Origin of the sequence: Bacteroides congonensis (assembly GCF_900130125.1) — a bacterium.
Taxonomy (GTDB): Bacteria; Bacteroidota; Bacteroidia; order Bacteroidales; family Bacteroidaceae; genus Bacteroides; species Bacteroides congonensis.
Genome location: NZ_FQXY01000011.1, coordinates 1,147,388 through 1,174,235 on the forward strand (window position 1 = coordinate 1,147,388; position 26,848 = coordinate 1,174,235).

Here is a 26,848-nt window from a genome sequence, read left to right on the forward strand (position 1 = left end):
ATGAAGATAAAAGAACAAGATGCAGGTTGGCAGTCCGGCATGGACAAGAACATCACATTCATTGTCACAAAAGACTGCCAGCTTGCTTGTAAATATTGCTATCTTGTAGGTAAGAATACGAAAGAACGTATGCCTTGGGAGATAGCAAAGCAGGCTGTTGACTATATTTTGGAACGGGAAGATGAATTCCGGGAAGAATCCGTTGTCTGGGATTTTATCGGAGGAGAACCCTTTTTGGAGATAGATCTAATTGATAGGATTTGTGACTATATTAAGATGGAAATGTTCCGTCGAAATCATCATTGGTTCAACTCCTATCGCTTCTCATTCTCTACCAATGGCATTAATTACCATGAAGAGAAAGTACAGAATTTCATCAAGAAAAATAAAGAACATTTAAGTATCGGTATCACTATAGACGGTACGGAGATGAAACATGATTTGAATCGTGTGTATAAAATTACAAATAGAGGTTCTTATAAAGATGTGGCGCGTAATATACCATTATGGCTAGAACAATTTCCAAGTGCGGGAACGAAAGTGACAATTAGTAGTGCGGACATTCCTTATATTAAAGAAAGCGTTCTTCATTTATACAGCCTAGGTATACATGAAGTCAATATAAACTGTGTTTTTGAGCCTGTCTGGAAACAAGGAGATGAGTCTCTTTTTGAGGAACAACTTATACAGTTGGCCGATGTGATTATAGATAGAGGATATTATCAGGATTACACTTGTTCGTTTTTTACAGAACATATAGGCAAACCTATGGATTGTGTACTGGATAATCAGAATTGGTGTGGAGCCGGTATGATGCTTGCTGTGGATGCAGCAGGTAATTTCTATCCTTGTACTCGTTTTGCTCAATACTCTCTGCGTAGTAAGAAAGCATGGATTATCGGAAATATTCATGACGGCATTGACAAAAACAAGCTTCGTCCATTCTTAACTCTTGACCGTTGTACGCAGAGTACGAAAGAATGTATTGATTGTGAGGTAGCTAGTGGCTGTGCATGGTGTCAAGGTGAGAACTACGATGCTGCCGACACTCCAACTATTTATCAGCGAAGCACTGCTATCTGCAAAATGCACAAGGCACGCGTTCATGCCAACAACTATTACTGGAACAAGCTTTTCCGTAAGTTGGAATTGGAGGGTGAGTGTGATGAGTTTGGGAAAAGGCAAAAGATGTCAAACAATGTAATCTGTTAACGTTATGATTCAATATCTGATTATACAATTAGACGATACGAGTACGTCTTTCTGTTATTATGAAAATAGCGGTAAGGCACGTAGGCTGATAGCTTTGGATGATTTGAAAGCAGGTATATTTTTTGCTATGAAAGAAAATTTGTCGATTCAGTTTGTGTATCCCGATTACGAACTTCCTGATGAGTATAAGGAAACTATTGAAACTATTGACCATAGCAAGATTGTTCCCGTCGGTTGTCGGGAAGAAGCAGATGTGATAGTTTTCAATGACTGGAACACATTTTTGAGTTTTCAGCTTGCTCCAGGTCAAACTTACGTGCTTCGAACATCAAAAAAGGATTTCTTTGATATGTATTTGTCTTTAGATTGTATTCTACAAAAGATATATCGTTTAAATGTCGTCTTTACTGATATAGACGACTTTACAGATGTAGACTTTACTATTTACAAGCAAGTATTACAGGCTATTTCGAAGATGATTTCGGCATGTTATGCTCAGGGAAAAAATTCGCAGCTTAATTTGCTGACTGACCGCATTATGTTGGATAGAATGAACAATTGCAATGCCGGATGGGAAAGCATAACATTGGTACCCGATGGGAAGTTTTATGTTTGTCCGGCTTTTTATCTGGAAGGTGAAGAAACTGCTATAGGAGATTTGAAAAAAGGTCTTGACATCAAAAATGCGCAACTTTATCGTTTGGATTATGCTCCTTTGTGCCGTATCTGTGATGCTTATCAGTGTAAACGTTGTATTTATCTAAACAGAAAAACTACGTTGGAAGTAAATACTCCTTCGCATGAACAGTGTGTTGTTTCACATCTGGAACGAAATGCGGCACGTGCATTATTAGCTGTTATTCGTCAGTCAGGGAGTACCTGCATGAATAATGTGGAAATAAAAGAAATAACGTATTTGGATCCTCTTGATATAATAAAGAAATGAGAAAAGTAGTTGGAAAAGTGACGGAGGAAGAGAAGTGTGAAATTCAACAGCTCTTTGAACGTCAGAATGGCTTGAATGAATTGGCTAAAATAGTATCTGCTGATAACGATGCTTTATATGAGAAATTAGTGAAGGACTTAGGCGAGACTGGAGCCAAGTTTCAGGATTGGTGGAATCGTATGGCGGAGTATTATCAATGGGAGAGTGGGGAAGGTGCTCATTGGGAAATTGATTTTGTGACTAACGATATTAATTTAGTTTATGAATGAGTTCTTCTTGAATGAATGTTGTAATTGAGTGATCTTTTAGTATAAACAATTAATAAAATGAATGAATTATGAAACAAATTTTATGGAAAATGGCTGCATGCATGGCAGTAGTGTTATTATCATTTAGTGTATATTCTTGTGGCGATGATGACGAAGATTCGGTGGGGTCACGTGATTTATTACTGGGAACTTGGAATGGTGTGTACTATCTTGACCAAGAATGGGAGGATGGTGAAATGGTGAATAACCATAAAGAGGATTATGTGAACGGTACCAATCGCTATTCTATTGAGTTCAAAGAAGATGGAACTTACGTAGAGAAAGATGTCTATAATCTTTCAGGTGGTATTAATTATTATCATGGTACATGGACATATTCAGGTAATAAGCTTACCATGATTGATACTGACGACGAAGGATATACGGAAGTTTGGACAGTGACCAAGATGACTGAAACGGAGTTAGTCTATGAACTTCGTGAAAAAGAAAAAGAAGATGGAAGCGTATATGAATATTATGAGCAACACGCTTTTGTAAGATAATTTTAGACTAGTAAAAGGTAGTTTCTACATTTTTATAGGAAAAACAGGAGAGTGATAATAAGCTCTCCTGTTTTTATTTGAATATTATTATCTTATATCTCAAAATCAGGTAAATAGTCCGTCAGAATTTTGCTGACTTGTTTACCTTCCACCTGGTCAGTTACAATCGTCGCACCTTCCTTTTTACCTGCGTCATAATTTAAGGAAACCTTTTCAGCCTTATTGGTGACACTGATAGCGGCTTTTCCTTTATCTGTCAGATTGCAAGTGATAGTCCAATCGCCTGCCTGCACGGTATTACCTTTACGGATTACTTTCATATCGGGACGATTATTTCCATGTGTATCCATAATCGTTAAGAAGCGGGCGGTTTTGCAAGGAACAGTTGTAGAGGAGAAATGCCAATGATTAGGATATTTCAGGGCTTTTCCCTGAGCATTCGTCACATTCTTCCAGTTGGTAGGAGCACAGAAGAAAGTATCTACAATAGCTTGTTCTGTCTTGGCTGAACTGAACAGATGAGCAACGGATATACCGCCGGTCTTATTCTTTCCGGTAACTTTTACCTCATCAGGTAGTTCCTGCATTTCCATAGGAAGTTCTACCGTATGCAGAAGATAGCTCCATGTCACAGCTTCTTTTCCTTCCAGTTCATCATAGATTACGTACACTCCGGTAGTCCCCAATTGAATGATGTGGCGGCGGAACATGTCTACTTTGTTCTCGTCCCAACCTTTTTCAGGCGTGTACTGAGTGCCGGACAGTTCACCGCGTTTCAGCCATAGGGGAGAAGTCACTTGGCCATAAGCGTTGGAAGCATCTCCGACCATATATGAAATCTTTTCCCCTTCATACCAGCGTGGAATCCATCCGTATCCTTCTGTCCCGATTTTCTGTGTCATTCCGTTGACCAGGATACTATTGTGCGCACGTGTGTTACGATAGGAATACATACAATGATCGTCCGTGAATCCGGTACGGTGTCCGCTGCTGTAGAAGATTGCTTTTCCACCATAGAATGTGTTGAAAGCATTCTGATTGGCAAGCGCATGAGAAGTAGAGCCGTAAGGACTGGAGCGGAATGAAAGCATTGCGTTCTTGGCTATATCTCCCAGAGAAGTATGCATTGTTGCAATTCCCGTTTCGTTGAATACTTTTGCCATGGGAAGTTCTGCCAATGAGTGTTCCTCTTCAGGCAAAGACTTTTTGGTAGTACAGCGATACCAGGTAAGGTCACCGGATTTTCCTAAGAATGTTTTCTTCATAATATTCGGTTCTTTTTCCAATATCGTGCGTGCATAAGCGGCTGCCCAAGGGTTGTTACATTCACGCGCCAATGCGTCTGCGTAACCTACTCGTGTACCATTCGGTTTCATCTTCGTTTCATGTGAGTTACCTTGTCCAGCAGATTTCGAGAAAGGCGGTTGCTGGTAAATAACATAAAGTGCGTTATTATTATACCAAGGGTCGGCAAAAAAGTCGAATCCGCTGATACGTGAGTAGAAAGCGGGAACTTCAATTAATGTACGGAGATTGACATGGAAATAAGAATCACCGTTGTGCCATCCACCGTCGGTGTTAAGTCCCGGCAGACGGGATACCCATTCATTGTAGCAATAATCTACCCAGGTAGAAGACATCGGGAGTTCTCCGTACGTAGCAAAGGCCGCCATATTCAGAATACGGAAAGTCATTTGCCAGACATGATTGTCCGCAATACGATTTTCAAGATGGTTGACGTATTCGTGATAGAACTTCTTGCCGTTGTCGCGGATAGTTCCTAAAAGTAGCTTTTTTTCTTCCGGTGTCAGCAGGTTATACCATGCGTCATAAGCCGAAGTACTCATAGACAGGATAGTGGAACGGTTGAAGTCCCCTGCAAAGTATTTACTGTTTTTCCATGAAAGGATTTCGGAAAGGCGTTTGACACCTTCTTTATAATACACCTCATCTTTAGTCAGCAAATAAGCACGTACCATTGCTTCGATATTCGCTTCTTCACGGTCTACAATCTTCCGGCTTTCACGAATCAGGGCAGAACGATACTGCACAATATTTGTCAGTTTGACAACCTGTGTCGTATCAATCTCTTCTTCCAAATGTTTCAGCGGATGATTCAGGCATTTGTTTGCCTTCGTGATATACGCCTGTGCTTCCGGATTATTCTTATTCCGTTCGATAATGTTATCCCAGTCGTTGGCATCGAGCAGAATACGGGGGTGGCTTTTTGGTAATTTAGCCAGTACTTCTTGTAGTGAAGGCGGGTTGAAAGTACGTGTCTGACCATCTACATAGAAATGATAAACAGGCGACCACTCTTCTTTGCCGTCTTTATCTACATAGGCATGTTGCCAATACCATTTCCCTTTCTCGAACAATTTGAAAGGATTGAAGAAAGCCCACTTCCTTTCGGCAGTAATCACCTCAGACTTAAATTCCGGATCGCGTGCAATACGGATGCGGTAAGTCACTTCCGGTTTGAAGTCCTCTTCTTCTACACCGTCAAGTACGGCACCAAGGTGAGGAAATTTGTCCGGCCACATAAAGCGTGGGGGATTGACTGCAATATGCTGTCCATCCAGTGGGGAAGGCGTTTCGCGGATTTCGTGCATCAGTGCCTGTTGACTTGGATGCATGATGCCCTTTTGTGCATATCCGTTTGCAGACAGCAAGAGAGAGAACAATAGGAGAATATAGGTTCGTTGTTTCATAATCATACTTTTTTAAACAGCTCTTTCAGTTTCACTGTCTTATTGTTGATCAACGGGCGAGCCCAAAAACCGATAAAGGTAATGTATCCTGCAAAAACGAGGATGAACAGCATACCTGTACGAAGGGAAGTAGCATCCGCTATCGTACTGACAATCATCGGGCCACCTGCTCCGCCTACGATTGCCGAACACAGGATACCGGCAAAGGAACCGTGATGTTGCGATGCTGAATTCAATGCCAGTGAGAATACGATAGAAAACATCATCGAAATGCTGAACCCGATAGCAGGAAAAGCAATTAATGATACTTCCTTGCTTCCGAACAGCGCAGAGAGCAACAATACAATAGTCAATACTCCGGAGAGTTGTAACAATCGCTTGCTGTCAATCAGTTTCAGTAACACCATACCTACCAGGCATCCGGCAGTCATCAAGCCCCAAAAATAGCTTACTGCCTGTGCGCCGTCAGTTTGAGGATTTACCCCGTGATATTGTTCGAGAAACGTACTCATAAAGATAGAAGTTCCCTGTTCCGTGCTCACATAGCAGAAGATTCCCAGAAAGAACAGCCATACGTATTTCTGCTTGAATAATGCCAGATATGAATCTTTTGAACCGCTTTTTTCGTCTTCTTTCAATTCGATTTTCGGGAAGCGGGATGCGCTGACAGCAATCAACATGACTAGCAGAATCAAGGCAAACACCCAGTAAAGAGATACCCAGGGCATTTCTCTCGGAGTGACATCGGCCAGCAAATCAATTAAGAAACCTTTTCCGGCCGTATAAGTCACAGGATCGAGTTCCCGAATCAGGTATGTATATACCAATGGGCTCAGGAAGGAAGCGATTCCAAACATGAATTGTGCCAGTTCGGCGACGAATGCGTAGTTTTCCTCTCCGCCTACGGTGCGTTGAAGCGGATTCAATACGGTTTGCAACATAGCCATTCCCAGTCCGATGATAAAAGAAGAAGCCAGTAATATCGGATATGTGTGCATGCAGGCAAAGAGGATAGTTCCGATAAACGGCATCAGGAATCCGCCGAATAGTACGGGCTTTTCACCGAAACGGTCGATCAGCAGTCCGGCAGGGATGGACATGATGGCGTAAGCCAGGAAAAAAGAAGTCGGGATAAATCCCGCCATCGCCAAATCGCTCAGATTGAAATTGTGAATAATGTCCGGAATGAGTGGTCCCAGGATATTAGTAATAAATGAGATGGTGAACCAGAACGCCATAATCAGCGCCAGCATTCCTAAATTTCTTTTCATAATTTAATTAGATTGGGAGCGGATAATTGAGTAAATACAAGTGAGGCGGCTCCGATACTTCCGGCTTTATTGCCTAATGCGGCAGCCATGATTTCCGTATTCACGGCACAGTCGGAGATGGCATAGCGGTGAGCCTTCTCACTGACTTTCCGGATATAGAAATCTCCGGCTTCAGAAAGTCCGCCGCCGATTACAACCTTTTGCGGGCTGAAGATATTGATAAATCCGGCAATTCCATGTCCCAGAAAATCACAATGTTCTTCCAGTGATTCGGTGGCAATGCTGTCGCCCTCTTTGTAAAGGCGGACAATCAGTTCTCCGTTGATTTCGTCATTCGGATAAGAGATACCCGCTTCCGCTATTCGCTGGCTGAAACGGCGCACCAAAGCCGAAGTCGAAGCATAATGTTCCAGACAGCCGACAGAACCACAGGCACAAGGTTCACCATTGGCAATTAAAGGCACATGTCCCAATTCTGTTCCCCGATTGGCATAACCATTGAACAGTTTACCGTCGATAACCACTGCACCGCCAATCCCCGTTCCTACGGTTAAGAAAACAACATGAGTGGCGCCCTGACCGGCTCCGTACATGGTTTCGCCCAATCCCATCAGATTGGCATCATTTCCCAATAAAGCAGGGATTCCGGTCTCTGTTTCAATACGGTCTGCCAAATGCAGATTCTCCCATCCTTTGATGTTTTCCGCTCCACCCAAAACGATGCGGTTCGTACAATCCACGATACCCGGTGTCCCGATTCCTATACCGTCAATCTTGAACTCTTGCTTTGATGCAAAAGCTTTCACTTCATTGATGGCGGCAACCAACTGCCCGATGACAGCTTCGGCTGATACATCGGCTTTCGACGGTAACTTCCCTTGAAAATGAAATACGCCTTCATTATCAATAAGGGCGTATTTCACAGAAGTTCCGCCAAGGTCTATCCCTATAGCGTATTCTTTTTCCATATCTGCAAAGTAATGCTTGATACTTATTTCTTAATACTTGAAAATCACACTCTTTCTGCCCAGATTGGTGAACTCCAAGCCCATTGTCCGTCACGTTGGCGGGCGCGTACATAGTAATAATCAGTATCGCGTTGAGGCTCCTTGTCTTCCATGTAGTGCTCTACTGTGAAGCAGCTTTCCGGCATTGCACGGTTGAAGAGGATTGCTTCGCTCAACCAGCCGATCATAAAGTGTGAACGTGAACCTTCAAGCAGTTCGCCCAATGTATGTTCAAACTTCTTGCCGTTGAACTCTGCGATAATCTTACCGTCTTTCGGCATCTCCACGTCAAGAATTACAGCTTGCATAGCCGCAGTTGTCGTATTCGGATTCTTGCTGCTGTACATATCCAGTTCGGTTTCCTTGTCGCCAACAGACAATATACGGTTGACATGTGTGTGGAACTCAGTTTCACCTTCCTGCGGAGAAGTGAAGGCTGCGCCGCGGAAACAAGGAGTCACGCTATGGAGCTGTCCTTTGTCTAATGACAATTTGCCTTGCCAATGTACGTATTTCTCTTCACGATTCCAACCAAAATCAACTTTAACTTTGCAACGTACCGTATCGCCTTCCGGAGCAACCGGGGTCAACGGGCCGTTCATGCGAGCCAGAATCTGACCGTTCTTTACAATATCTACATAGTCGATGCAGCTTTCACCTGTTACGTTCAGATAGATACGACGGCTGTTACCACGAACTACATCTCCCATAAGAGCGTCATTCAGACGGAAATCTATAAGAATCTTATCACCCGTTGCGGCACATACGTGGCGGGTACGGAGAGCTTCCCAAATAGCGTCGCGAGTCAGTGACGGAGCCAGTACGCCGATACGTCCGTCGCCATAACTTCCCGGATAACCGGAGTGTTGGTCGGTGGAAGCCATGATACCAAACTTGTTGCCTGATTCAAGACCATACTGGATAGTTCCTTCCCATTGACGGGGGCCCATATCATGCAGATAAGGATAATCGCCCTGGTCGCTTTCTGCCAGACCGTGGCGGGAATACATTTCTACGAAGGGAGTAATGTCACCTTCAGTAAAACAATTCCAGTTGTAACCGCGATAACCGCCCTGATAACCCATGTGGTGCGGAGTAACGAATACTTTGTGTCCTTTGGCTTTTTCTTTCCAGTCTTCGATAGAAGTACATTCTACAAGCGGCGCATCCAGGTCGTAGTTCAGTGCGACATGGTCGCCATGCTCCATGCTGTGAGCTTCGTATCCTACGAAAGTCAGGAATTCACCTTCCTTGTTATACTCATTAGTCATTCGTACATATTTCTCGTAGCCACCTTCACGCAGACGTTTGAAAGCCCCCGTGTGGTAGTCGATTACCCATTTCAGACGAGGGTCATCTGCTCCGGGAATATCCGGCCACATGGCATGAGGGGTTACACTGACAAAATCCAATTGTCCTTTCGCCGCTTCAAAAGCGTCGCGCATATCGCCGTGTCCGTATGTGATGTTACAGTGGTTATGTAAGTCGCCCCAATACATTTTGAGGTTGCTTGCCGATGGCATGATTTTCTTGGCATCCTTGCTTCCCGGTGCACAAGAACCTAGTAAACTGCCTGAAGCTGCCAATCCGAGGAAAGACCAGCCTGTGTTTTTTAAAAACTTTCTTCTATCCATGGTTTTAGTAATTAGTTTATCTGTTTTTCATTTGTCGACGGTCTCCTTTGAAAAGGACTTTCTCTTTTTCATCGGGGTCGGTGTCGTTATATTGTTTTTGGGTATCCTGAAGGAGTTGCATCAATTCTTTTTGTTTTTCTGCATATTCCGGTTTGCCGAAGACGTTGTTCATTTCTCTCGGGTCGGCTTTCATGTCGTACATTTCCCATTCATCTATATCGTTGTAGAAATGGATGAGTTTGAAATCCTGGGTACGGATACCGTAATGACGTTTTACGGAATGTTCAGCCGGATATTCGTAGTAATGGTAATAAGCAGCCTTTCGCCAGTCGGCGGGAGTTTTGCCTTCGTTTGCCAATATCGGTTTCAAGGATGCGCCTTGGATATCAGACGGGATTTCCACTCCGGCAAAGTCGAGGAAAGTAGGGGCAAAGTCTACGTTCATGCTGATGGCGTTGCTTGTGCTTCCTGCCTTGATAGCCTTCGGATAGCGGATGATAAGCGGCATACGCTGACATTCTTCATACATGAAGCGTTTGTCAAACCAGCCGTGTTCGCCGAGGAAGAAACCCTGGTCGGAAGTGTAGACAATGATTGTGTTGTCCAGTTCACCGATTTTTTCAAGATAATTCATCAGTCGGCCGATATTTTCATCTACTGCTAATGTAGTAGCCAGATAGTCGCGCATATACTGTTGATATTTCCAACTGATTAATGCTTTGCCTTTCAGGTCGCCTTTGCGATATTCTGCGATACGTTGTGCATATACGGAATCCCATTTGTCCTGTACTTCGGCAGGCATACGCTTATATACGCTGTAAAGACGGTTTGTCGTATCTTTCAACATCTCTTCGCGGGTCAGTAGCTTGAGATCCCAATCATCGGTCAGCGTGTGTTCGATGGACATATCCTGTTCGCGCGCTGCCCTTCCGCGTCCTTCGTAATCGTCGAACAGGTTGGCAGGTTCGGGGAAAGTAGTATTGTTGAAGATACCCAGGTAGCGGGGAGCAGGCATCCAGTTACGATGCGGAGCTTTCTGGTGATACATCATACAGAACGGTTTGTTCTTATCCCGGCTTTCGAGAAATTCAATGGCTTTATCAGTGATAATATCCGTCGCATATCCTTTTTCTACGATATGCTTGCCGTCTTCCCAAAAGTCAGGGTCGTAGTAATCGCCCTGTTCATGCTGACCGCTAAGGATGCTCCAATGATCGAACCCTTGCGGTTCACTGATAAGATGCCATTTACCAATCATGGCAGTCTGGTATCCGGCTTGTTGGAGAAGCTTGGGGAATGTCTGCTGGTCACCGTTGAATGTACTTGCGTTATCGGTGAAACCATTTTCATGACTGAATTTACCGGTAAGGATACAAGCACGTGAAGGGCCGGAAAGGGCGTTGACAGCATAGCAGTTATCAAAACGGATACCTTCGTTGGCAATCCGGTCCATGTTGGGCGTCTGAATCAAGTTTCCGCCATAGCAGGACATGGCTTGGGTGGTATGGTCGTCCGTCATCATAAAGATGATGTTCGGTCGTTTAGTTTCTTCTTTCTTCTGATTGCCGCAGGAAGCAAGGCTTAATGCAGCCAATGGAAGGAGTAGGGTAGAGGGATAGTTTCTCATAATAAAGAGTCTTTTTGAGGAGAATGTGATACTAATAAACGAATAATAGCCGGATATGACTGTCATTCAGGGGGATGCGTAGTGACGAAAAATCTCCTCTCTTTATAACGTAGAGAGGAGATTCTTCGCTACGCTCTGATGGACATTGATCAATGTCTTTTTATCAGAGTTTATATTTTAGTGACTGTTTCTTTCCATTTACTTTCACTTCTACTTCCAATCCGTTTTCATCGAACGCTTTGTTCTTGAATTTAGCAGCAAATTTAGGGGCATCTGCGCTTTTCTTAACAGGATAGATGACAGTGATATAACGTACAGCTTCTTCTCCGTCTTTTCTTACGTTGAATGATACGTTCATACGTTTGTAACGTTTGCGGTAAGCAGTTGAACACCATCCCGGTTCTTTCTTCATGCTCATACCGTCAGGACCGAAACATTGCAGTTTCATGTTGCTTCCATCCTCAAACTGAGTAAGGAATGTCATGTCTTCGCGGCTGTTGGCGATTTCGCCTTTCGGCATTTGGTAATGAAGATTGATAGAACCTTTGGCGCTGCCTGCCATTTCGTCCACAATTACAAAGTAAGTGTTATCAACGAAGAATACAGAACGGCGATGCTTCAAGTTCTTGTAACTCGGGTTTTCGGTAACCAAAGTCTGGATGGTACCTTCCGGTTGCCACAGTTTGGTAACTGATTCTGTTGTATCCAGATTCTTGTTGTTCAGGGTTACAGTGTTGTGTACACAAGTCTGACGATGCCAGTTGCGTTGTTCCATCACTTCGCCTTCGCCTGCATATACATATGAACCGGAATCCGGGAACAAGTTCTTGCCATTGAACCAAAGTTCGAATGTACCGTTGTCCGGCTGACAGTGCCAGAATGCTTTCGGACCTGCTTTTACTACCATTTGAGTAGCATCCATTCCCCAGGAATTACGGAATACGAAGAAACCTGATTTCAGGAATCCCTTAGACATATAATCCGGCAATGCGCCCTCTTTACCTTCTGTTGCAAAGTATTTGATAGCCTGATTTTTCGGGAACAGTTTACTCCACGCTTTGTAGTTCTTCACCATTTCTTTCTTAGTTGTCAACTTGGCGTCGCTGAAACATGGGTTTGTGTAATCCGGGAAAGAAATGTTTGCATAGAACATAATCATGCTTTCGATTGTATTCAGATAATCTTGCGGGAATTCCTTGCGGAATCCGTTTACATCTGCAATTCCTAATGCTTTGCAGAAAATGTTGATAGCAGCAAGGTGATAGTGAGGGTCGAGCTCAAACTGACCGCCGTCTTCATATACCTGTACGTGAATTTCACGGTTCAGGATATCGATACCACTCTTTCTCCAAGCCGGAGCATCTTTGAATTCCGGGAAGAAAGCGCCTGCATAAATCATACGCTGAGCTTCAAACAACAGGTGATTACCCTTGTCGGAGTAGTTACCTAAGATATGTACGGCATGTTTGTGGTAGTTCACTAGGAATTCAGTCAGGAAGTCCGGAGTGAAAGAAGGAGAAGGCAGGAACAACTGGAACTGTGAAGTCTGGTCTTGCAGACGGTTGCTCACTTCCAGTGGACGCCATGCGAAACGTACATTTTCTACTTCACCTTTGATTTTTCCGTTGCTTACCAGCTCATATTCTTTCTTGTCCATCTTCACCAACGGATTCTTTTTAATCCAGTCGATGTATTGGTGTGCCCATTCTTTGGCGTATTTCTCGTCACCGGATACACGGTAAGCCTTACCCATCGGAGTGAACCATTTGTGGCGGTGTAATTGCCAGCGAAGTTCGTTGTCTTTTACCGGCCAGTATTGCCAGTTGATGTCTTCTCCGTAATTGTAAGAAGGCTGATAACCTTTGTGAACGAAGAAGGTATGCTTCAGTGCGTCGTCTGCCCACTGCTGTTCTTCTTTGCCGATAGTAACTTTTTTCAGGTTAATATCCGGAGTTTTCACGTTGGTGCGTGCACGGTAGTAATCGAGCAATGCTTTTGCGGCATCTTCGTCTTTACCTTCCTGATGCAAGGCTTTTACTTTTTCCAGTCCCGGGTAATCGAGGTTGAGAAGTGAAAATACTTCGCTTTTCAACTCCTGGGCGCTAACTTTACCTGCAAAACAAGCAATTGCCAGCAAAAGGATATACTTTAAAATTTTATTCATGATAGATTCGGTATTATGATTTTATGTCTTAGATATTTTTGTAGTTGATGCCTTTCAAGTCCATGAATCTCTTCAATGCTTCCAAATAGTAGTAGTCAGCATAATTCAGCGGAGTGTCAATTTCAGAACCGTTAGGCAGTGAACCTACAGAGTGCATCAGGATGAATCCCTGGTTGTCGCCGACTTTTGCAAGGTATGCATCACTTGACAAACTCTTCAGAATTTTTTCAGCATAATCCAGGTATTTCTTACCATCAGGAACCATTGTGCTTAGTTCAATCAAGGCAGAAGCGGTAACAGAAGCGGCAGATGCATCACGCGGAGTTTCTTCAGTCACAGGAGCATCGTAATCCCAGTAGGGGATAGCATCGTCTGTTTTTACGCGATCCATAATCATATCAGCTACTTTGATAGCGAAGTTCAGGAAAGTGCTGTCGTTTGTTTCACGGTAACAAGCTGTGTAGCCATATACAGCCCATGCCTGTCCGCGTGCCCATGAAGAATCATCGTTCTTACCTTGGTGAGTCTGTTTGCGTTCAACTGTACCGTCGTTGTTGTAGCTCACTACATGCCAGCAAGTATAATCCGTGCGGAAGTGATTATGCATGGTAGTCATGGCATGTTTGATGGCAACATCTTTATATCTGCTGTCACCCGTTGCTTTGGCTACGTTGAACAGAAGGTCAAGATTCATCATATTGTCAATGATAACCGGGAAGTTCCATGTGCCGAAGTCCCATGAACGGATAGCTCCGATAGAATCGTTGAAACGTCCGCACAGATTGTCGGCTGTTTCTCTCATCACTGCTGCGATAGTGTCATTGGGTGCAAGACGCTCTGCGTTACCATAACTACAGTTAATCATAAATCCTAAATCGTGCGTACCTTTATAATAGCGTACCGGATTCAGAAGATTAGTATATTGAATAGCTTCCGCTTTCAGTGTGTCGTTTCCTGTCAGCTCGTATGCGTACCACAAAGAACCGGGGAAGAAACCGCTTGTCCAGTCATGAACGCCACAAAGACGGCGTTTGCCCAATTGTTCTGCGGTCGGTTGTGCGCGAAGTGAATCTTTAAATGTCAGTGAATCTCTTTCCAACTGGCGGCAAAGGAAATTCATGTCATAACCAGTACGGATGGAACGTGGGAGCTGACCTGTACCGTCAACTTCTTCTGCTGAAAGTTGTAATTGTGCAGAAGCTACATCCAGTCCTTTTTTAATCCAACTGTAGTCTTCCTTTGGAGCTGTCTGGCACGATGCGAGTGCGATACTAACCGAAGCAAAGAGAACAAGTTTCTTTTTCATGTTATTCATTTTAAGTGATTGTTTTTAGAAGTTTTGTAACTGATACAAAAGTAGCGGAAAGGCTTGACTTTGCGTTGCAGGATTGTCCAAAAGGTGTTTGAACCCTGCTCTTTCAGTTTCGATTTTGTTGAAAAAGGTTTTAAAATTCTCCAATACGCCTTGGTTAGGGGCATATTGGAGAGGATTAAACCTTTTATTTTAAAGAGAAATTACTTATTTTCCCCAGCCTGGATTTTGCTTAAAACTAGTCATCAAGTCTAAATCACGTTGTGGAATAGGAAGTAGTTCATGTTTACCCTTTTGAGTGAATTCAAAGCAGATGTAGTGAGGAGTCTGTCCACACCAGTCCAGCATATCGTAATAAGTATTCTGGATAGTTTCATAGTAAATCCCCCAACGGACTAAGTCTTGACGTCGATGTCCTTCATATGCTAATTCATAAGCTCTTTCATCGCGCACTGCTTGTTGGAACGTTTTGTAATCCAGTCCACTTCGGTCCACATTGGTATTTGGTGTTTGGACGTCTTTCCCAAATCCACGTCTACGTACCATATTTAAGGCTGTATACGCTTCAGTTGTTGGACCTTGTTTCCATTCATTTAACGCTTCTGCATAGAGTAGTAATACATCAGCATAACGGAGAATGTACCAATTAATGTTAGAATAGTCAGTGCTTAATAATGCATTGTTGGCTTCTACATATTTTTCTGTATCCCATTTGGCGGGACAACATTTGTTATCGAAATCTTTATAACGAGCTTCTCGTAACTTTTTAATATCACTATCTTTCATGCCACTATTACTTAGTTCCTCATCGCTGGTGATAGCTTGTTCAAAAGTAAAGTTTAAATTTACAGGAGTTTTAATACCGTCTTTACCTGTTTCTTTATCTTCTGCATATATATAATCTGCGAATGAGAGTGCCCATCTCTTATCCTCCTGGCGTTTGTACCAATCACGAAGGAAAGTGCAGGAAACTTTCCAGTTACCTTTATTACTTCTCTTTCCGCTTAAGGCTACTCCATTCCATTTTCCAATGCGTCCACAAGGATCCAAAAGTGAAGAACCTGTGATTGCAGGTGCATAGAAACTAACTTCTATTAGACTTTCATTTGCATCCCACACTCCGTTGCAGGTATTCTTCCAAAGTTGTTCGTAGTCGCTGAGTAGTTGATGTTTGCCGGAGTTTATTAATTCCCCGGCAATCTGTGCTGCTTTTTCCCATTTACTTTCGTCATTAACAGGCTGTCCTGCCCAAGTTGCATAGACTTTAGCTAATAATCCCATTGCAGCACCTTTAGATAAACGGAAACGATTATCAGAACGTGATGCGTCATCTTTTGCATAAGGTAAATTGTCTACAGCGTATAGCAAATCTTCTTCAATAAATTTATATACATCTTCCGGTTTTGCCTGTGTGTATGTAGAAGGATGCTGATAGGATTGTTGGGTATTGGTGATTAATGCGATATTTCCAAACCAACGTACCAATTCGAAATAATATAAAGCTCTTAATCCACGTGCTTCTGCCATATAGATGGTAGCTAATGAACGGTCTTTTTCAGGGAATTCATTGATACGTAATTGTAACATTTCAATAAAATTGTTGGCATCATAGACCGCTCCATAAAGAGACTGCCATGTGTTTTGTATGTCGGCTTGTGCAGGGGTATATGCATTTGCCGGTACTTGTCGGAAACCATTAGTTGTGCTTCCTTCGCATTTTGCCAAGTCACTAGGGATGGGGAGTAGGCAAGAGAGATTGTAACCATATAAGTTGGCTTGAACCATATCCCGATAAACTCCTAACAATACATATTGTGCTTCTGAAGCATTTTTCATGTATGTCTTTTTGTCAGCTTCTGTATATACTTCCTCGTCTAGTGAGCAAGAACTTACAGAGCATATACAAGCTAATGTGATGATATAATAGATAAATTTCTTCATTTTATTTGGTATTAGTTGTTAAAACTGAACTTCAAGGCCGAATGTGAAAATTCGACTCTTAGGATAGGCTCCCCAATCAAGCCCTGGAGTCATCGGATTACTGGAAGCCGTGCTAACTTCCGGGTCATATCCGCTGTATCCACTGATGCAGAATAAGTTTTGTGCAGAAGCATAGACGCGTAAGCGTGATATATATGCTTTTTTAGTCCATTTGTTTGGAATAGTATATCCAAGAACGACATTCTTTAGACGTAAGAATGAACCATCTTCAATGAAGCGGGAATATAATTCATTTTTGACATATCCTCTGGCAGATGGAACTTTATTGGAAGCATGTGTCGGAGTCCATCGGTCTGCAACTTCTGCCAACTGGTTGGAGCGTTCGTCTTGTGACTGGGTAGCAAACAAACGGGTTGCATTGTAAATATCGTTACCGTAGTTGAATTGAAGCATAAAGCTAAGGTCAAACTCTCTATATTTAAAAGTGTTGGTGATACCACCATACCATTTAGGGATACCGTTACCAATGACTGTACGGTCACTGGTTGTGATTACACCATCTCCGTCTATATCTTTGTATTTCACCATACCAGGTTTTACGGTTGTTCCAGCATGTTCACTAATATCAGTTACTCCGGGTTTTAATATGAATTGGTCACTTCCTGCTACTTGGTAGAAATCAGAATATTGATAAACACCGTCGAATACATAACCATACATCTGTCCTAATGGAGAGTCAATAGTAGCAATGTAATCGTATCCTTTGAAATCACCGCTGAATCCTGCACGGTCATATTTGGTGTAGGTTCCAGGTTGAAGCTCTTTCAATGTGTTTTTAATGAAAGATATATTGAAATCCGTCTGCCAACTGAAGTTGCGTGTTTGAATGTTAGTACTATTGATACTTAATTCAATACCTTTGTTCTGTATTTTACCGATGTTTTGCATCTGGCTACTAAATCCGGATACAAAGGCTAAATCTTGGCTTAATAGTAAGTCTTTAGTATTTTTGATAAAGAAATCGGCTGTTACATTCAGTCGGTTAGCTAAGAAGCCTAAGTCGAAACCTAAATTTGTAGTGGAAGAACCTTCCCATTTCAAATCTTTATTGGGTAAGTGCTTGGAATTGAGTACAGTAACAAGACTGCTTCCTATTCCGTATTTACTTGTTGTATATAAATCTTGTGAAAGGTTATTAGCAATACGGTCATTACCTACGATTCCCCATCCTAAACGTACTTTCATATTGGAAATCCATTCGATATTTTTAAGGAATGCCTCTTCTGAAACTCTCCAAGCTGCTGAAAATGATGGGAAATATCCCCATTTGTTTTTCTTAGAGAATACTGTAGAACCATCGGCACGCACTGTAGCTGTCAGTAGATAGCGGTTGTCGTAGTTGTAAGTACCGCGCGCAAAAAACGAAAGTGATCTCTTTTCACTTTTATAGGTTCTTACCTGGCTGGGAGTGGCTCCCAATCCTAAGTTGTCATTTCCTAGATTATCAAATGGGAAATCTTTGGCTTGTCCTAATAAATATTCACTTCCACGATAGGAGTATTCATGACCAAGCATTACATCCAGAGTATTTTTTTTGTTGAATTTCTTTCTATAAGTTAAGTTGTTATAATTCACAAAGCGTACATCTTTGGTCATCTGTGTCTGTCCATAAGGATTGCCACCGCTTCGATAGGCTTCACGTGATTCTTGTGTGTAGAAGATATCAGCACGAGTGTTAGTTGTGTTATAAGTTGCAGCAGTCTTGAAAGTCAAATCTTTTGTTATCTTGTAGGTGAGTGACATATTGGTTCCCCACATTTCGGCATTTCTTTTATTATTTACAGATTCTGCCTGTTTGATAGGATTTACTTGTGCAAGACTTCCATCACCTTCTGTCAATTCTATAACGTCAATAGCAGAGTTTAATAATTCTTCGTTTGTCATACTGTTACCACCAGTCGGACGTGCACGTAAAATCATTGCAAGCATATTGAAACGTCCGCTGTCTGCTGTAGTTCCTACTCCTTCTCGTATAATATTAGAATAATTGAATGTAGCGTCTAATGTGAGCGATTTAGTCAGTTTCTGATTAACACGGAATTTACCAGTAGTTTTTTGGAATCCGCTATTAGTAAAAATACCGTTTTCATCATAATGTGAGAATGATGCCGAGTATTTGGTATCATTTGTACCACCAGTGATTGTTACATTGTGATCTTGTGACCAAGTCGGATTAAATGTCTCGTCTTGCCATCTTACCCCTCCTTCTGTGAGGTAATCATCCAAAGTTTGATAGGGATAAGGATTTCCGTCTTTATCTACTCCTTCACGATAATATCCGTCTGTGTATTTTTTGTTCAGTTCTACTTGAAGTTTTACAAATTCATAGGGTGATAACATATCTAATTTTTTGCTGATATTGCGATAACTTGCAGAACCGTTGTAAACAATGACTGGTTTGCCTGTTTTACCGGATCTGGTAGTTACTAATACAACACCATTGGCAGCACGGGCACCGTAAATAGCAGATGCGGATGCATCCTTTAAAATTTCTATAGATTCTATATCAGAGTTAGCGAGATGGTCAATGCCGGATACCTCAAATCCGTCTACAATATAAAGAGGAGAAGCGTCTCCTGTCAAAGTTCCTACGCCGCGGATGTTTACGTTGAATCCGGAACCGGGAGTACCGTCATTTTGGGTGATTTGTACACCGGCGATTTGGCCACCTAAAGCTTCCATGACAGAACTTGTTTTGAAGCCTTCCACATTCTTCTGCGAGACAGATGCTACGGAACCTGTTAAGTCGCTTTTTTTCATAGTACCATAACCAACTACAACAACCTCGTCTAATGTCTGATTGTCTGGCATAAGGGTTACGTTGATGCTTGTTTTTCCTTGTATTTTTATTTCTTGTGTCTTATAACCAATATAGCTGATTATAAGTGTTCCGTTTTTAGGTGCTTGAATGCTATATTTCCCATCTAAATCGGTTGCAGCACCTGCCTGCCCGCCTTTTACCTGTACTGTTGCACCGATTAAAGGTAGATTTGTTTCGTCAAAAATAACTCCTTTTATCGTCACATTCTGTGCAAATGTGATGATAGATACTAGGAGAGCTAAGAGGGTGATGTACCCTCTTTTGCTCAGTGTATGATATATTGATTTATACATAATCGTTAAATTCTAGCTTTATTGAATTAAAAATTTTCATCAAACCAAATTACTATAGGATAGAATAATGCTCCATCACTTATTTTGTCTGTATTACCATCTGTTATATATGATATTCTTCCAAACAATACTCCATTGGCATATTCATTGTTTTTGGATTTCCACATATTAGGATTGATTACAATTGAGCGATCTGCAGGGTCAATATAGCCTAATAATTTGTTTAAGTTTTCGGGATTTTTAACCCCGCTGCTTGTGTCATAATATGACATAGGTTTTTTGGCCCCTGTATTTACTGCAACTCCCAGTGAGTTGAAGCACGATGTCCATACATCATTCAAAAGAGAACCTGACGTTGACGGTAAATCTCCCTTCTCATTTTCAATATCTATACTAAGGAAATTGAAATCTTTGCGGAAATCAAGTGCAAACAACTTATCGTCCGGACATTCAATTTCTGGTATACTGGAACGTCCGCCGGTTTTGGGGTTGACTTGGAAAACAAATGGTTGATACTTTATAAGTACATTGTTCTTTTTTACATTTCCTCTAATAAAAACCGGAGTAGTAATGGAATAGGCGATGTCTCCTTCTCCAACTGTTGCTCTTACAACTAACATGCCGACATTCATACTACCAGTAAGGAATCCGCTTTCTGTAAAAGTTATTTCTCCTGTGTTTTCGTCAATTGTCGTACCAGCTAAAGCTCCTGTAGGCTTGGAGCCTGCCATTATTTCTTTAACAACCAATTCCCATTTTGCTTTTCTGCCATTAAGGTCAGTTTTGGGCATTAGCTTAAGTTTACCTAATGCGGTCTTATTGGCAACTTCATATTGGCTGGCATTACTTTCTTCTGGCAGACCTAAATTATTTCCATAACGAATATATGTAAAACGGTTTGGATTAGCTTTTACTGTAAGTTTAAACGATGTAGTAGCATCGTTTTTATCATTATAAGCTTTCACCTTCACTTCATATGGGGTTGCACTAGGAGCTAAAGTATTGTTTCCTGCGATTGTGATCGTTCCTTTTTGACGATCAATGCTGATTTTTCTATATTCTATTTGTTTCTGAATTTCAGTAGAATTATCTTCTGCAAAATCAAAAAGTACTTCATCGCCTATCAAACCTTTTTCTATTTCCTGAATTAGTTCACGTGCTTCATAAACTTCAGCATCGGCATATTTGAACGTATTAGGGTCTATTGGGGTAATAAAAGATATGATATTCACGCTGTAAGCGTTAGGAAAGTCTGTTTCCCCGTATATGTTTTGAACAGTAACATCTATAATATATGGAGTATCACTGATTTCCAATCCATTATTTGCTTTTAAACTAATTTGTCCGGTAGTAGGATCAATAGTAAATGCATTTGTATTTGGAGTTACCGACTTGATTTTAAATGCTATTTCTTCTTTAGAACCTTGAATATGCATTTCTTTTGATGTATGTTCTGTATTTTGCTCTACACTAACAATATTGGGTGTGTATGATAAATTACGTGGCTTAGAAATAGCTTTGAAAGTTACTGCATTCGGATAGATATGTTCACCAGCTTTCGTTGTTAGTTTCAAGTCCAATACATATTCCTCACCTGCTATGATTTTGTCTGCAAAGCTTTCAACAATAGTGATTTTTCCAGTAGTTGGAGATACTGTAAAATATTCTAGGTATTCTTTTGAAGGATCTTTCGCAATAGCATATTGGATAATGGATACATGACTTTCTTTCTCTGTAGTTACTTGTGCGCTTGCTTTTACCCAATCGTTTTCATCCATTTTTAAGAGGACTTCTTCAGGTGTAACAGACACTCCTTCAGGAACTGCAAGAAGCATATTTACTTTTACGGCATCTTTGAATTCATAATACTTGCCGTTGCAGAAACAAGATACACTAATACTGTATAAACCGGTAGGTAATGTATTGGTGTTTTGAATGTTTATGACTCCTGTCTCAGCATTGACCGTGAAACTTTCTGTTGTATATGTTTCACCTTCGTGTGTCACGTTTGTGATAGCAAAATCATAAGGTGTGCCTCCTATATAGCTTGGAGCTTGTAGTTCACAACTCATTGAGGGACCTATGTCAGTGACTCCATAAAAGAAGAGCGTAAAATTCCCGGAGTCGGTCGTTTCCGTATCCGAGCAAGATACAGCTACATGCCCCAATAAACATATTGAGAAGAGCATGAAACATTTGGTAAATAATTCTTTAAGGTTCATTTCTGTATTATTTTAGAATTTGAATTTGTATTATAACGTATAGGATAAATTATAAGTCTCACCATCCACAGTTACTGTAATTCCTGAGACTCCATTGGCATTATAGTCCGCATTCATGCTACCTGTGATTTTTACATCATCAAGAGAGCCTTGTTTTGGGTAGATGACTGTCAAGAAGCGATCAGCTGTTCTTTCTCCTGCTTCCATTGTGAGATAATATGCGGGTCGAGGGAATGTGAAAGCTTCATCAGATGCCTTAAATGACATTTCTCCTTCTTTAGAATCAGTCAGTGTGTAAGTTCCATTCGCAAATACGGTACTGATAATAATGTTGTTATCATCGCTAAAGGTTGCACGTGCACTCTTATCTGCATTATTTGTAATGACCGTACCACCGTCACAAAGATTGAAGTGAAGAAGGACAGGTTCTGATTTAACTCCTTCACCGATACCTTCATCTACGATAACAAAGAATGTATTGTTTACAAAAAACACATAACGACGATGTTTTAAATTGGAATAACCTTGATTCTCAAAAACAACGACCTTAGTTTTTCCATTATCAATAGTTCCATGTGAGAGGTATTTGCCCAAGGTAGAAGTGTAATTTTTTCCGTTAAGTGTAAGTGTGTTGTGCATTTTACTTGAACGGAATTTAGCGCGTCTTGCATTTGTTTGTGCTGCCGTAGAACCAGAATAACTGTAATATTCACATACACCTGAATCTGGAAAGAAGTTACGACCATTATGATAAAGTTCGAACGTCCCATTGTCCGGTTGGTTATGTGACCATGGTGAATTCTTAGGATCTCCATTATTTAAATAATTGTTGCTGAGTATCATCATTGTTGATGATTTTTTCCAACCGTTGCGTAATATATAATATCCAGATTCCTTAAATACTCTTATTTCATCTGAAGGGCATGTACCGCCATTCTTTCCATAGCCGGCCATATACTTAAATTCTTCATTATCAGGAAAGAATTCATGGGCGAGTATGAACTTTTTATTCAAGACGCTTCGGCTCCATGATGATTGGCGGGTGTCATTAAATCCTGGTACAAAGTGGTTTCTGACCTCAGGATCTTTACCATCAAAATTGGGGCCATCAAAGTAGTGGGGATAGGTGAATTGTACAATTATGTTTCCTGCTTTTTCCAAAGATTTTTTTATATTAGAAGCAAATGGATTATTTAAATTATTGGCATTGATTAATTTTAGTAATTCACTACATGTAGTAAACACGTCAATATGATAACTTAAGTCCAATTCTTCATGCATTCCGTCTTCTAAAAATTGGTCACCTATATAACCGAACCCTGTTTCTGCCCATTTCTCAGAGTTCTTGAACTCTGGATATAGTGTGCCTGCAAATACTAGTGCTCGAGCTTGGGTTGCTAATACGTTTCCACCGCTAGCGTATTTATATTGAGTCAGATAATCGCAGTGGTCTGCGAAACTACACAAAAAGACAGAAAGCCATTCGGGAGTGAAATTGGTTGAATTTTTATAATATTCAAACAGTTCAACTTGAGCTTCCAAACGGGTTGCTGTTTGTAATTGCCACCATGGCTTGATATCTTTTACTTCTTCTGTAGGCTTAGGGTTTTGCACAATCCAATCTCCATAAACGTCAATCCATGAAAGAACATGCTGTTCATTGCCTGTTGTACGATATACTTTAGCTTGGGGAATGAACCATTGATGGCGGTGAAGCTGTTTGGGGTACTCATCGGAGGTTCCGTCCGGATGATTATCCCAATTAAGTTTTCCATCTGTCTTTTTTAATTGGTAAGGAAGGCCGTTTTTGTCTGTAAAACCATTAACGAAGAAACGGTATGTCAGTGCATTCTCCGCTTTACTTGCGTCATCGGTTGTAGCGGTAATATTCATTAAGTTAAGAAGTGGATTAGTTGGCACTTCAGTTCTTCTTTGGTAGTAATTAAGCAGCGCTTTTGCGGCATAATACAAATTACCTTCTTCATAATGTGTTTTAACTTGTTCTAATCCCGGATAATCAAGATTAATGACATCGAAGACTTTTTCGTTAATAACATCATTAGGTTTTGGTTGCGGATATGTAAATTCGCTTCCGTTTGTGGTCAGTTCATCGTCATCGTCTGTGCATGCGCTGAATGCAAATAAGCAGAACGAACAGGTAAACAAATAATAGAAGATGTTCTTCATACTTTATTAGGTTTTAATTATTAAAAGTTATATTTTACTGTTGCAAATGTAATCTGTTTATTTCTAATCGCTAAGCTGTGTTGTTCAAGCTTTGTTCAAAAATGATTTTTTTGATATTAAATTTGTTGAATCATATATTACTTCTGTTTAAAAAGCCTGCTATGACTCTGATAACAGGCTTTTTATCTGCCATAATGTAATCTATACCTATTGTGCTTGCAAGGTTTCTCTTGTACATTTTTAGATGTTCTATTGGATGATTTTTAATCCAAATTGGATGCGACTCCTATTCTTGAACCAAAAGTAGAGGCACATTTTGCCACTGATAATTTCTCCTTTGGGATGTAGGGCAAAGTATCCAGTCAGTAGTCGGGGGATTCCGAATACGTCTCTTTTGTTTCGGTGGTCATGTTTTTTATCTTCATTCTAAAGTTGGTAATTTAAACTATATGTTTCATTATCAATAGTCACTTCAATAGAGACATTATCTGAATTTGAAGTATTATCTGTAAATGTAGCATTAATCTTGTGATTGGAAGCAGTAGTTACCGGATATAATATAGTTATATATCGTACGGGAGCATTTTTCTTCTTCTCCATGATGAGCGAATAGGCTTTTCTGACAGAGTATTTTCTATCTGTCTGATAAGAGATTCGTCCATCAAAAGGTTTTAATGTAATGTCCTGATTTCCAAAACTACGGATAATCAGGTTGTTGTTATCTTCAAAAGTGGTGTGCGCACCTGCCTCTTGAATATCCAGATTCACGTTGTTGGTTGATGTCTCATCACAAAGGTGGAAATATAACTTGGAATATCCCGTAGCTGTCCCGAAACCTTCATCTACAAAAGCGAAGAACTCGACAGGTTTTTTCACATAGAAGATGGCACGGCGATGCTTGAAGTTGCCATATCCTTGATTTTCCGTTACTATCAGTTGTTGGTTATCGTTTTCTTCCGATAATACTAATTTTCCTTGTGCCTTGTTGATGTTTTCGCTTCCGGTAGCTTCATGTTCTTCTGATTGTCCCAGAACCATCGTGTTGTGTGCCTTGGTTTGGCGGAACCATCTGCGTAGTTCCATTACTTCCGTATCATTTTCTTTCATATACGAACAAACACCGGAATCCGGAAAGAAATTACGGCCGTTGTGGTATAATTCGAATGTTCCGTTATCGAGCTGGTTGTGACTTGAGTCTTCTAACTTGGAAGATATATTGTTGCTGTGTACCAACATCGTAGATTGGGGAGTCCAGCCATTGCGCAGTACATAAAATCCTGAATATTCGAATGTTTTGATTTTGCTGTCGGGCGGAGTTCCTTTTCCATATGTCTTCATGTAGTTAAGTTCTGAATCATCCGGGTACATTTCAGCGTATTTTACGAAATTCTTATTCAGGACACTTCGTGTTTTTATCCACGAATCATTGAATGCGGGACTGCAATTCTTACTTCCTTTTGTGAAGTAACTGGGGTACGTAAAATGCATGACGACTTTAGTTGCTTTCAGCAGGACGTTGTCAAGTTCTGGAGAAAGCAGATTATCCGGTAGCTTGTTCAATTGGATGAGTCTTTTTAAATCGTATAGGCCGTCCACTATGCCTATATGATAATGGAGTGAGAGGTCATTCGTCATTCCATCTTTTAAAAATAGCTTTGTGGTCTGTTCATTTATGATGTCGCATCCCGTTTTTTGCCACTGCGGGGCATTTTTAAGTTCGGGAAACAGAGTTCCTGCGAATACTAATGCTACTGCCTGGCTCAGTAGAATATTGTTTTCTCCGGCATATTTGTACAAGGACAAATAGTCGGCGTGTTCTGCAAAGTGTATGAGGAAAAAAGAAAGCCATTCAGAAGTAAAGTTGGGAGAGGACTTGAAATACTCGAATGATTCTGTTTGCCCCATGATACGTGTAGATACCTGAAGTTGATACCATTTGAATTTGTCCGGTTTTCCATCCGGTTTGGGGTTCCTGGCAATCCAGTCGGTATACACTTCTTTCCAAGAGAGAATATATTTCTCATCATGTGAGTTTTGGTAAGCTTTCCCTTGAAGAGGCATCCAATTGTGACGATGCAATTGTTTCTGATATTCGTTATCAGCACCCTTTGGAGCAAATTCCCAATTGATTGTTTTATCATTGTTCTGCAATGAATAAGGAATCTTTCTGGTTTTATCTTCCAGATAATTGTCATTGACATAAAAACGATATTCGTTTATCGCATAGTCGGCATAACCCTGTTCCGTTTCATTAAGGGTGGCAGATAGATTCGGATTTAGAATCTCAGGTCTGTTTTGGTAATAGACAAGCAGTTTTTGCATGGCTGCATCGTTGTCACCGGCTTTATACAAAGCCTTCACTTCTTCTAATCCGGAATAATCAAGATTGAGAATATCAAATAAAGATTCTTCAGCATCTTCTTTTGGGGGTGTCGGTTCCTCTTTCGGCGGAATGTCGGTATTGTCTTTTTGTGGAATATCATTATCTGTACATCCTGCGAATGTAATGATAAGAAACAGCCATATATTAATTCGGAATCTGTTTTTGCAATTCATAGTATAAACTTTAGTTTGGATGGATTTTGATTTTATATTTGAGATGGTTACTAACTCTATGCAAATATATGGG

General features: G+C 41.0%; 16 protein-coding genes. 4 read left to right on the forward strand and 12 right to left on the reverse strand.

Annotated elements, in window-relative coordinates; translation table 11 throughout:
* The 4 genes from BQ7997_RS22040 (at position 1) to BQ7997_RS22055 (ending at position 2,969) form a co-directional block, all read left to right on the forward strand.
* A complete protein-coding gene (locus BQ7997_RS22040) occupies positions 1-1,212 on the forward strand; it encodes a radical SAM peptide maturase, CXXX-repeat target family (RefSeq protein ID WP_022139634.1) in 1,212 nt (403 codons plus the stop codon).
* Positions 1,213-1,216: 4 nt separating this feature from the next.
* The gene (locus BQ7997_RS22045; RefSeq protein WP_073348063.1) at positions 1,217-2,158 is read left to right on the forward strand and encodes a CXXX repeat peptide maturase; all 942 of its coding nucleotides are present in this window, start codon (positions 1,217-1,219) and stop codon (positions 2,156-2,158) included.
* Positions 2,155-2,427: a CXXX repeat peptide modification system protein gene (locus BQ7997_RS22050; RefSeq protein WP_073348064.1), complete on the forward strand. Its 273-nt coding sequence runs from the start codon at positions 2,155-2,157 to the stop codon at positions 2,425-2,427. The genes BQ7997_RS22045 and BQ7997_RS22050 overlap by 4 nt, the downstream gene beginning before the upstream one ends.
* A 68-nt stretch (positions 2,428-2,495) precedes the next feature.
* A complete protein-coding gene (locus BQ7997_RS22055; RefSeq protein ID WP_073348065.1) occupies positions 2,496-2,969 on the forward strand; it encodes a lipocalin-like domain-containing protein in 474 nt (157 codons plus the stop codon).
* 92 nt (positions 2,970-3,061) lie between these two features.
* Here BQ7997_RS22055 and BQ7997_RS22060 read toward each other — a convergent pair whose 3' ends face one another.
* From BQ7997_RS22060 to hepC (BQ7997_RS22115), 12 genes are all read right to left on the reverse strand, one after another.
* On the reverse strand, positions 3,062-5,680 hold the full coding sequence (locus BQ7997_RS22060; protein ID WP_073348506.1) for a DUF4962 domain-containing protein: 2,619 nt from the start codon (positions 5,678-5,680) through the stop codon (positions 3,062-3,064).
* 2 nt (positions 5,681-5,682) lie between these two features.
* Positions 5,683-6,951, reverse strand: a complete 1,269-nt coding sequence (locus BQ7997_RS22065; protein WP_073348066.1) for a sugar MFS transporter — start codon at positions 6,949-6,951, stop codon at positions 5,683-5,685.
* Complete coding sequence (locus tag BQ7997_RS22070) at positions 6,948-7,919, reverse strand: ROK family protein (protein WP_073348067.1); 972 nt, start codon at positions 7,917-7,919, stop codon at positions 6,948-6,950. The genes BQ7997_RS22065 and BQ7997_RS22070 overlap by 4 nt, the downstream gene beginning before the upstream one ends.
* A 44-nt stretch (positions 7,920-7,963) precedes the next feature.
* A complete protein-coding gene (locus tag BQ7997_RS22075) occupies positions 7,964-9,592 on the reverse strand; it encodes a PHP domain-containing protein (protein WP_073348068.1) in 1,629 nt (542 codons plus the stop codon).
* A gap of 16 nt (positions 9,593-9,608) precedes the next feature.
* A complete protein-coding gene (locus BQ7997_RS22080; protein WP_044656082.1) occupies positions 9,609-11,219 on the reverse strand; it encodes a sulfatase family protein in 1,611 nt (536 codons plus the stop codon).
* A 163-nt stretch (positions 11,220-11,382) separates the two neighbouring features.
* Complete coding sequence (hepC, locus tag BQ7997_RS22085) at positions 11,383-13,383, reverse strand: heparin-sulfate lyase HepC (protein ID WP_073348069.1); 2,001 nt, start codon at positions 13,381-13,383, stop codon at positions 11,383-11,385.
* 28 nt (positions 13,384-13,411) lie between these two features.
* A complete protein-coding gene (locus BQ7997_RS22090; RefSeq protein WP_073348070.1) occupies positions 13,412-14,698 on the reverse strand; it encodes a DUF4995 domain-containing protein in 1,287 nt (428 codons plus the stop codon).
* Between the two features lie 204 nt (positions 14,699-14,902).
* Positions 14,903-16,636, reverse strand: a complete 1,734-nt coding sequence (locus BQ7997_RS22095) for a RagB/SusD family nutrient uptake outer membrane protein (protein WP_073348071.1) — start codon at positions 16,634-16,636, stop codon at positions 14,903-14,905.
* A gap of 18 nt (positions 16,637-16,654) precedes the next feature.
* On the reverse strand, positions 16,655-19,810 hold the full coding sequence (locus tag BQ7997_RS22100; protein ID WP_073348072.1) for a SusC/RagA family TonB-linked outer membrane protein: 3,156 nt from the start codon (positions 19,808-19,810) through the stop codon (positions 16,655-16,657).
* A 26-nt stretch (positions 19,811-19,836) separates the two neighbouring features.
* The gene (locus BQ7997_RS22105) at positions 19,837-22,032 is read right to left on the reverse strand and encodes a surface glycan-binding family protein (RefSeq protein WP_073348073.1); all 2,196 of its coding nucleotides are present in this window, start codon (positions 22,030-22,032) and stop codon (positions 19,837-19,839) included.
* Between the two features lie 30 nt (positions 22,033-22,062).
* Positions 22,063-24,219, reverse strand: coding sequence for a heparin-sulfate lyase HepC (hepC, locus tag BQ7997_RS22110; RefSeq protein ID WP_073348074.1), 2,157 nt, complete (start codon positions 24,217-24,219; stop codon positions 22,063-22,065).
* A gap of 426 nt (positions 24,220-24,645) precedes the next feature.
* Positions 24,646-26,775 (reverse strand): heparin-sulfate lyase HepC, encoded by a 2,130-nt coding sequence (gene hepC / locus BQ7997_RS22115; RefSeq protein ID WP_073348075.1) that lies wholly within the window; start codon positions 26,773-26,775, stop codon positions 24,646-24,648.
* Between the last annotated feature and the right edge of the window lie 73 nt (positions 26,776-26,848).

Excerpts from the sequence above, each read along its gene's own strand:
- BQ7997_RS22040 (WP_022139634.1), top strand. The coding sequence starts at position 1 with ATGAAGATAAAAGAACAAGATGCAGGTTGGCAGTCCGGCATGGACAAG.
- BQ7997_RS22045 (WP_073348063.1), top strand. The coding sequence starts at position 1,217 with ATGATTCAATATCTGATTATACAATTAGACGATACGAGTACGTCTTTC.
- BQ7997_RS22050 (WP_073348064.1), top strand. The coding sequence starts at position 2,155 with ATGAGAAAAGTAGTTGGAAAAGTGACGGAGGAAGAGAAGTGTGAAATT.
- BQ7997_RS22055 (WP_073348065.1), top strand. The coding sequence starts at position 2,496 with ATGAAACAAATTTTATGGAAAATGGCTGCATGCATGGCAGTAGTGTTA.
- BQ7997_RS22060 (WP_073348506.1), bottom strand. The coding sequence starts at position 5,680 with ATGAAACAACGAACCTATATTCTCCTATTGTTCTCTCTCTTGCTGTCT.
- BQ7997_RS22065 (WP_073348066.1), bottom strand. The coding sequence starts at position 6,951 with ATGAAAAGAAATTTAGGAATGCTGGCGCTGATTATGGCGTTCTGGTTC.
- BQ7997_RS22070 (WP_073348067.1), bottom strand. The coding sequence starts at position 7,919 with ATGGAAAAAGAATACGCTATAGGGATAGACCTTGGCGGAACTTCTGTG.
- BQ7997_RS22075 (WP_073348068.1), bottom strand. The coding sequence starts at position 9,592 with ATGGATAGAAGAAAGTTTTTAAAAAACACAGGCTGGTCTTTCCTCGGA.
- BQ7997_RS22080 (WP_044656082.1), bottom strand. The coding sequence starts at position 11,219 with ATGAGAAACTATCCCTCTACCCTACTCCTTCCATTGGCTGCATTAAGC.
- hepC (WP_073348069.1), bottom strand. The coding sequence starts at position 13,383 with ATGAATAAAATTTTAAAGTATATCCTTTTGCTGGCAATTGCTTGTTTT.
- BQ7997_RS22090 (WP_073348070.1), bottom strand. The coding sequence starts at position 14,698 with ATGAATAACATGAAAAAGAAACTTGTTCTCTTTGCTTCGGTTAGTATC.
- BQ7997_RS22095 (WP_073348071.1), bottom strand. The coding sequence starts at position 16,636 with ATGAAGAAATTTATCTATTATATCATCACATTAGCTTGTATATGCTCT.
- BQ7997_RS22100 (WP_073348072.1), bottom strand. The coding sequence starts at position 19,810 with ATGTATAAATCAATATATCATACACTGAGCAAAAGAGGGTACATCACC.
- BQ7997_RS22105 (WP_073348073.1), bottom strand. The coding sequence starts at position 22,032 with ATGAACCTTAAAGAATTATTTACCAAATGTTTCATGCTCTTCTCAATA.
- hepC (WP_073348074.1), bottom strand. The coding sequence starts at position 24,219 with ATGAAGAACATCTTCTATTATTTGTTTACCTGTTCGTTCTGCTTATTT.
- hepC (WP_073348075.1), bottom strand. The coding sequence starts at position 26,775 with ATGAATTGCAAAAACAGATTCCGAATTAATATATGGCTGTTTCTTATC.